General features: G+C 75.9%; 5 protein-coding genes. 2 read left to right on the top strand and 3 right to left on the bottom strand.

All coding sequences use genetic code 11. From position 1 onward, the window contains the following. Positions 1-2,035, top strand: a 2,035-nt coding sequence (locus RBH18_RS42820; RefSeq protein ID WP_306216259.1) for a putative bifunctional diguanylate cyclase/phosphodiesterase, incomplete at its 5' end; no start/stop codon positions are given. 167 nt (positions 2,036-2,202) lie between these two features. Here RBH18_RS42820 and RBH18_RS42815 read toward each other — a convergent pair. The 3 genes from RBH18_RS42815 to hrpB form a co-directional block, all read right to left on the bottom strand. Beyond that, complete coding sequence (locus RBH18_RS42815) at positions 2,203-2,616, bottom strand: hypothetical protein (protein ID WP_306216258.1); 414 nt, start codon at positions 2,614-2,616, stop codon at positions 2,203-2,205. After that, on the bottom strand, positions 2,613-2,807 hold the full coding sequence (locus tag RBH18_RS42810; RefSeq protein WP_306216257.1) for a type II toxin-antitoxin system HicA family toxin: 195 nt from the start codon (positions 2,805-2,807) through the stop codon (positions 2,613-2,615). The genes RBH18_RS42815 and RBH18_RS42810 overlap by 4 nt, the downstream gene beginning before the upstream one ends. 94 nt (positions 2,808-2,901) lie before the next feature. Beyond that, positions 2,902-5,436, bottom strand: a complete 2,535-nt coding sequence (gene hrpB, locus RBH18_RS42805; protein WP_306216260.1) for an ATP-dependent helicase HrpB — start codon at positions 5,434-5,436, stop codon at positions 2,902-2,904. Positions 5,437-5,517: 81 nt separating this feature from the next. Here hrpB and RBH18_RS42800 point away from each other — a divergent pair. Beyond that, the coding region (locus RBH18_RS42800; RefSeq protein ID WP_306216256.1) for a 2-oxo-4-hydroxy-4-carboxy-5-ureidoimidazoline decarboxylase at positions 5,518-5,745 on the top strand (228 nt) is incomplete at its 3' end.

Here is a 5,745-nt window from a genome sequence, read left to right as displayed (position 1 = left end):
CCGAAGTTCGACCCGCGCACCGGGCTGCCGGACCTCTGCCAGACCGTGGCGCAGCGTCCCGAGCTGCCGGCCCGCCCGGGTGTCCCTCGGGCGCGACCGCGTGGTGCTGGTCATCGACAGCGTGCTCGTCACCGGCTCGCTGGTGGCCCTCGTCTGGTCGCTGCTGCCGCTGCGGGTCGTCGACGAGGTCGCGAGGACCCCGTGGACCACGGGCGTCGCGGCCGCGTACCCGGTGGCGGATCTGCTCCTCGCCGTGATGGCCGTGCTCCTGATCGTCACCCGGCCCGCGTGGCGGCCGGGGCGCGAGCCGCTGGGGCTGGTCGCCGCGGGCATGCTGGCCTTCGCCGCCTCCGACCTCGTGCGGCTGCTGCACCTGGACACGACCTCGCCGGGCGCGGTCGAGTCCGCCGGTTGTCTCGCCGGGGCCGCCCTGCTCGGCCTCGCGGCGCTCAGCAACCCGGGCGACGTCGCCCCCGCGGACCCGTCCCGGGCGGAGGCCGACTGGACGCACCTGCTGCTGCCCTACCTGCCGGTGATCGCGTCGGGCCTCGTCATCGTCGCGCGGACCAGCTCCGGGGCGCAGCTCACCGCCTACGAGGCGTTCTACGGCTGGCTCGGCCTCGGTCTCGTCGTCGCGCGGCAGATGCTCACGATCGCCGAGAACTCGGTGCTGCTCGCCCGGGTGACGGAGGGCCGGCAACGGCTGCGCCACCAGGCCTACCACGACTCGCTGACCGGGCTGGCCAACCGGGCGCTGTTCCGCGAGCGGCTCGGGCCGGCGCTGGAGGCGTACCGGCAGCGGGGTGTGCCCGTCGCCCTGATCTTCGCCGACCTGGACGACTTCAAGCTCATCAACGACAGCTACGGCCACGCCGCGGGCGACCGGCTGCTGCGCGCGGTCGGCGAGCGCCTCGCGGGCTGCACCGGCCCCGGCGACCTGGTCGCCCGGCTCGGCGGCGACGAGTTCGCCGTGCTGCTCGACCACCACGCCGGCGACGCCGAGCCGATCGCCCGGCGCATCCTGGCCGTCCTGCGCGAGCCGTTCCTCGTCGACGGCCGCACGATCGTCGTCAGCGCCAGCGTCGGCCTCGTCGTGCCCGACCCCGGCGACCAGGAGCTCTCCGCCGACTCCCTGCTGCGCCGCGCCGACGCCGCCATGTACGCGAGCAAGCGCCGCGGCAAGAACGCCCTCGCCCGCTACACCGGCGCCGCCGACGGCGGCCCGCACGCCGACCTCCCGCACCTGCTCCTGCGCGCCCTCTCCGCCGACCCCGCCGAGTACGGCTTCCAGGTCCACTACCAGCCCATCGTCCGCCTCTCCGACGGCGCCGTCGTCGCCGTCGAGGCCCTCGCCCGCTGGACCGACCCGATCGCCGGCCCGGTCGACCCCGACGTCTTCGTCACGGTCGCCGAGCGCACCGGCCTCGTCGCCGCCGTCGACGACTTCGTCCTGGACCGCGCCTGCGCCGACATGGCGGCCCTGGCTCACACGTACGGCCGGCCGGTCGACGTCCACGTCAACGTCTCCGCCGCCCGCCTCGCCCAGCCGGGCCTCACCGAGACGGTGGCCGGCGCCCTGGCCCGCCACGGCATCCCGCCCCAGCGCCTCATCGTCGAGATCACCGAGACCCGCCGCATCCCCGACATGCCCCGCGCCGCCGCCTCCGCCGACGCCCTGCGCGCCCAGGGGGTCCGCATCGCCCTGGACGACTTCGGCAGCGGCTGGAACGCCCTCGCCCAGCTCCACGCCCTCCCGGTCGACATCGTCAAACTCGACTCGAGCCTCACGGACGTCGACGTCGCCCCGGAGCGGGCGCGAGCCCTGTGCCGCTCGATCGTCACCATCTGCGCCGACCTGGGCATCCTGGTCGTCGCCGAGGGCATCGAGACACCCGGGCGAGCGGCGGCGCTGACGGGCCTGGGCTGCGACCTCGGCCAGGGCTACCTCTACGGCCAGCCGCGCCCGGTCCAGCCCCTCACCACCGGCGTCCCCACCCAGCCGGGCCCGACCGACCGCGCCCAGCTCGCCTCGTAGCGACTTCCCGGCATGAGTCGGCCAGTCGCATGTCAGGTGGCCTGGTCGGTCCAAGACGGCGGGTGCGTCGCCATGCGCACCGAGTTCCCGTCGCTGTCGTGGCCGGCGGAAACGCCGGAGGCTGCGCTCGACGGTGGGGCGCCGTGCTGCGGGATGTGCGTGCCGGCCTAGCCGGCTCGCCGGTCCCGTTCAGGAGCGATCTGTGAGACACGCTGCGACGAGATGCCCAGGAGTTCGGCGACGTCCCGTACCGGCATCCGTGCCTTCCGCATCTCGGTGGCGAGGGCGAGCGTGTGCTCGGCCAGGCTCCGCTCTTCCGTGGCGAGCCTGGCCCGGTCGGCCCGGATGCGAGCGGTGGCCTCGTCGAGGGTCGCGTCGCCGGTGTGGAACTCGAACGAGAGGGACAGGTCGTCCTCCGCGCCTTCGGGAAGATCCTCCACGAGAGCGATGACCTCGCGGACCTCTCGATCGAGACCCTTGAGGGAGCGCGCGTAGGTGTGTGCCCCTTCGAGCTGCGGCACGTCGGCGAGCCAGTTCGTTCCTTCCTTGGTCACGACGACGTGGTAGTTCTCCGAGATCAAGTCAGCCACCCCTTGCCGAGGACCGGTTCCAGATCGCGCTGGATGGCGGCCAGCGTGCCGATGGGTATGTCGCCGGGATGCTGCGGAACGCTCGTATGTGCCGTGGTGCCGTTGCCGGTGACGCTGGAGCGCCGATGCGATCCTCGGGTCCTGACGTGAACGCCGCCGAGGCGTTCGATGCGCTTGTTCACCTCTCGCGCCTTCACAGTGTATGTCTAGGCACTAGGCAGAGCCAGCGTCTACTCGCTAGACAGCTGACGCGTCGTGCATGAGGAAGTCGCATGATCAGCGGGCGCGGCGGGTGGTGTGGCGGGTGGGGGTTGCGGCGGTAGGGTCCTCGGGCCAGGGATGCTTGGGGTAGCGGCCGCGCATCTCCGCGCGCACCTGGGGGTAGACCGACGCCCAGAAGCTGGCCAGGTCGCTGGTGACCGCGAGGGGCCGGCCGGCCGGGGAGAGCAGGTGCAGCACGACGGGCACCCGGCCGTCGGCGAGGCGGGGCGCGTCCTGCCAGCCGAAGGTCTCCTGGAGCTTGACGGCGAGGACCGGGCGGGCCGGGTCCGCGTAGTCCACGCGGACGGCCGAGCCGCTCGGCACCGGCAGGCGTTCCGGGGCGACCTCGTTGAGGCGGCCGGCGACCTGCCAGGGGAGCAGGGCGCGCAGGGCGGCGACCACGTCGATGCGGGCCAGGTCGGCCCGGCGGCGGGCGCGGCCCAGGTCGAGCCAGGCCGGGTCGGCGAGGGCGGCGTCGCTGACGTCGGGCCACGGGTCGCCGAGGGCCGCGTGTGCGAAGGCCAGCCGTTGCCGCAGCTCGGTAGCCGTGCGGGACCAGGTCAGCAGGGTCAGGCCCTCGCGGCGCAGGCCCTCGCGCAGCGCCTCGGCGACCTGGGCGGGGTCGGGGTTGTCGAGGCGGCGCTCGGTGAGCGTGATCGCACCCAGCCGGCGAACGGTCCGGGCGACCACGTCGCCGTCGATCCAGCCGATCTCGGTGACCGTGCTGTCGAGGGTGGCCGCGGCCTCGCGGGCGGTCGGCTCGTCGAGCGGGGCGGCGGCGCGGATGCGGGCGGTGCGGGCGCCCGGCGCGCGGTCGGCGTCGGCGACGGCCAGCCAGGGTGCGCCGGCCAGCGGGCTGCCGCCGGCCAGCTCCGCGGCGGTGCCGCCCGCCATCAGGTACGCCCCCGAGCCCGCCTCCCGCGCGCGGGCCACCCGCTCCGGATAGGCGAGCCCGGTCACGAGCCCGGCGGCCAGGTCGTCGGTCATCGGCGTCGCGCCGTCCGCCGCGGCTCGGCCGGCGCTGTCGTCCGCGTTTCCCCGGGCCCGGCCGGTGCTGTCGTCGGCGTTTTCCGGGGCCCGGCCGGCGCTGGTCGCGGCGGCGGTCAGGCGGCGTACCTCGGCCGTCCACGCGCCGTCCCGGCTGCCGCGGGCGGTGCGCCAGGCGGCGACCACGTCTCCGGCCGTGCGGTCGGCGTCCAGGACGGCGACAATCTCGGCGGCGCGCCGGGCTCCCACCCGGGGTGCGCCGTCGATCAGCGCGCGGGCGAGCCGGGGGTGCAGGCCCGCACCGGCCAGCGCCCGTCCGCGCGGGGTCACCTTGCCGTCGTCGCCGACGGCGCCGAGCGCGCGCAGGGTCTCCGTCGCGGCCTGGAGGGCCCCGGCGGGCGGCTGGTCGGGGAGGGCGAGGCCGCTGCCGTCGGGGTGTCCCCACAGCGCCAGGTCCAGGGCGAAGCCGGTCAGGTCGGCGGCGGCCACCTCGGGCTCCGGCTGGGCGGGCAGGCGGTCGTGCTGCGCCTGCGACCAGCACCGGTAGACGCGCCCCGGCGCCTCCCGGCCGGCGCGGCCCGCCCGTTGCTCGGCCCCGGCGCGGGAGACCGGGACGGTGGCGAGGCTGCCCAGGCCGCGGCCGTGATCCGTACGGGGAACGCGGCTGAGCCCGGCGTCCACCACCGCGCGCACGCCCGGCACGGTCAGGCTGCTCTCCGCGACGGCGGTGGACAGCACGACGCGGCAGTGCGGGCCGGGGCGCAGGGCGGCATCCTGGGTGGCGGCGGCTTGGCGGCCGTGCAGGGACACGACGTCGACGTCGAGCCCGCGGAGCCGGCCGGCCACCGCCTCGATCTCGCGGGCGCCGGGCAGGAAGACGAGCACGTCGCCGTCGCCGCCGGTCAGCGCCAGCCGCACCGTGGCGGCGACATGGTCGAGCAGCTTGGGGTCGACGCGCAGGCCCTGCGGCGGCTGCACCGGGCGTGGCGGCGGGCACCAGTGCACGTCGACCGGGTGCAGAACGGCCGGCGCGGTGACGACCGGGGCGTCGCCGAGCAGGCCGGCGAGGCGGGTGGCGTCGGCGGTGGCGGACGTCGCGAGCAGGCGCAGGTCGTCACGCAGCGCGGCGCGCACCTCGATCAGGAACGCCAGCGCGAGGTCGGTGTCGAGGTGCCGTTCGTGGCACTCGTCGAGCACCACGGCGGCCACGCCAGCGAGCTCCGGGTCGCGCTGGAGCCGGCGGACGAGCACGCCGGTGGTCACGACCTCGATGCGGGTGCGGGCGGAGGTGCGGCGCTCACCTCGTACCGAGAAGCCGACCAGGTCGCCCACCTCGGTGCCGGAGAGGGCCGCCATGCGCCGCGCCGCCGCCCGGGCCGCGACCCGGCGCGGCTCGGCGATCACCACCCGGCCGCCGGCCGGCTCGGCGAGCGCCAGCGGGACCACCGTGGTCTTGCCGGTGCCGGGCGGCGCGACCAGCACCGCCGCACCCCGGTCCGCGAGGGCGCCGGTCACCTCGGGCAGGACGGAAGTGATGGGGAGGTCCGGCAGTCGGTGGATCAGCACGGTTAAATCCTCCCCGAAGGCATGGAGGATCCGGTGCGGGGCTGCTTGACTGATCTCTCCTGACCACCTGGGGGGTATGTGGACGGCCTCGGAGAGTTCAACGCGCTGCCTGCCGAGCAGTTGACGCGGGAGCTGCTGGCCGTGTGCGCCGCGCCCGCGTGGGGTGCCGCCGTGCTGGCCGGGCGCCCGTACGCCTCCCGGGACGACCTCCTGGCCGCCGCCGACGCCGCTTCGGCCGCTCTCACCTGGGAGGACGTGCTGCAGGGGCTGTCGGCGCACCCGCGGATCGGGGAGCGGGCGCAGGGC

This window comes from Actinoplanes oryzae, assembly GCF_030757795.1.
Classification (GTDB): Bacteria; Actinomycetota; Actinomycetes; order Mycobacteriales; family Micromonosporaceae; genus Actinoplanes.
The sequence above is the reverse complement of the archived record's forward strand: the minus strand, read 5'-3'. Positions and strand labels throughout refer to the sequence as shown.